This is a genomic window from Methylomonas sp. BG-2 (assembly GCF_057766305.1).
This window is the reverse complement of sequence record NZ_JBYMAP010000417.1, coordinates 1-1,956: the sequence shown is the minus strand read 5'-3', so window position 1 is coordinate 1,956 and position 1,956 is coordinate 1. Positions and strand designations below refer to the sequence as shown.

The following is a 1,956-nucleotide window of genomic DNA, read 5'->3' as shown; positions in this document are numbered from 1 at the left end:
GGGTGCCGCCTTCCAGGCCGATCAGGTCGGGTTGCAGGTAGCGGCCGGCGCGGGGGGAGAAGTAGCGGGTGTGGTTGTAGTGCAGGCCGGAAAAGGCGTCGTAGTATTGGCCGGGGTAGCGCAGGTTGAAGACGGTCTTCGCGCCGTCGTCGTAGGGGGGCCATCGACCAGGACCAGACCGGTTGCGTCAGATCGCCGGCCGCCCGGCGCAAAAAGCGCGGGGTGTTGGTGAAACTTGAAAAGATGCGCCTCGGGTAGGTTGTGCCGAGCCGGCGGCGAGGCGCAACGGTCGCTAACTATGCGCCTTCTCCGCGTCGGCGGCTTCCTATCGGCTATCAAATTTGGCGCGCGTTATCGCGTTGCGGAACCGCGACGCATTCAGCCTTACAGCCTTACAGCCTTACAGCCTTACAGCCTTACAGCGTCACCAATTGTTTTTAGAATAGCGGCTTTTAATCGATTGTCACTTGGATTGCCGTCGTCAAGAAAAGCTAACCACACCATATTAGAAACATTATTAGATACGTTCAATGAATACAAAAAAAATTCCGCTACTTCATCATCCGAATCGGTATCGTGCCAACTGGTGATTATGTCTCTGCAATTTTCCTGTCCCCCACAAGTAGACATGTCGGAAATAATATCATCAATACTGTCGTGAAGTAATTCTGAATATGTTCCAGCACACACAAAACATTTACAACCAAGGTTAATTAATTTCTTTACCAACGGCTCTAAGTGTTTTAAATTTATTTCGTCTGCTCCCCATGCGCTAAATAGAACGGAGACCAAGGTGGTATTTAATACTGAAAAGCTATTTTTCTCTTGAGTTTTATCAACGAAAAATAGTGAATTTGAATTACTAAGAGCAACTTCCATTTTTACAGTTCACCGTTTTTGATTTTTTCAATGTTCTTATTAAAAGTATTTATCTCTGTCTCTAAGTGCCTTATTCTTTCTTCTTGCTGCTGCTTAATAACTTCCTTCGGCAAATCTTCCATCCCTGGCCGAACAGTGGGATTCGCCTTAAAATCGTCCAGTTTTTGCTGATGCTTTTGGATTTGCTTTTCTAATGATTTAATTGCTTTTGTCTGCGACTTCGTGAGTTCTTAGGTACTTTTTGCAACATCTTTAACCTTATCAGCAGCACGAATTGTCGCGCCAACCCCCGTCAATCCGGGTGTTGCGGCGCCGACAATATCACCTGCAAAGGCCGCAACGTTCGTATCAGTAAAACCTTCTGTAGCGAAATGGAACAGATCGTTTACGATCGAGATAACGTCTATAACGATGTCAAAAACTGTCCCCGTCGGATCGGTATAGCTGACCGGATTGCCGTTGGCGTAAGTATACACATTGGTGCCGCCTTCCAGGCCGATCAGGTCGGGTTGAAGGTAGCGGCCGGCGCGGGGCGAGAAGTAGCGGGTGTGGTTGTAGTGAAGGCCGAAGAAGGCGTCGTAGTATTGGCCGGGGTAGCGGAGGTTGAAGACGGTCTGCGCGCCGTCGCCATCCGGGTCTTCCAGGGCCGGGGTGTCGCCGTAGGGGGCAATCGGCCAGGACCAGACCGGTTGGGTCAGATCGCCGGCCGCCCGGCGCAAAAAACGCGGGGTGTTGGTGAAGTCGGTTTCGATGTCAGCCACGCCGGCCAGGCTGCCGTCCGGGCGTTGGTCGATCACCGCGAGCGGGATGTCTCCTCACTTACGTAGCGCCTATTCGCGATAGCGTAATCCGAGACATGCCAACCATTCGTACCATTTCGCTTCGCTAATCGGTCCTTGAATAACTATGTTTACGGTCCTTGGCTTTTTTACCTGCCTGCTACCAGTTAAAAGCCAACGTGCGGCGCAATACGGCTCCGCCTATTGACGCCCTACATTGCGCCGTACGTGGTACATTGCGCCGTACGTGGTAAATTATTGTGGGACAAGTACCCCAATATCGTCAAAGCCCACCCCT

General features: G+C 51.0%; 3 protein-coding genes. All 3 read right to left on the bottom strand.

Annotated features, from left to right (window positions below):
- On the bottom strand, positions 1 to 85 hold an 85-nt coding region (locus tag AC3B8H_RS20810; RefSeq protein ID WP_488443421.1), incomplete at its 3' end, for an RHS repeat-associated core domain-containing protein.
- 323 nt (positions 86 to 408) lie between these two features.
- Positions 409 to 879 carry a DUF7684 family protein gene (locus AC3B8H_RS20805; RefSeq protein WP_488443420.1) on the bottom strand — a complete coding sequence of 157 codons (471 nt, stop codon included), beginning with the start codon at positions 877 to 879 and terminating at the stop codon, positions 409 to 411.
- Between the two features lie 230 nt (positions 880 to 1,109).
- Positions 1,110 to 1,676, bottom strand: a complete 567-nt coding sequence (locus AC3B8H_RS20800) for an RHS repeat-associated core domain-containing protein (RefSeq protein ID WP_488443419.1) — start codon at positions 1,674 to 1,676, stop codon at positions 1,110 to 1,112.
- Between the last annotated feature and the right edge of the window lie 280 nt (positions 1,677 to 1,956).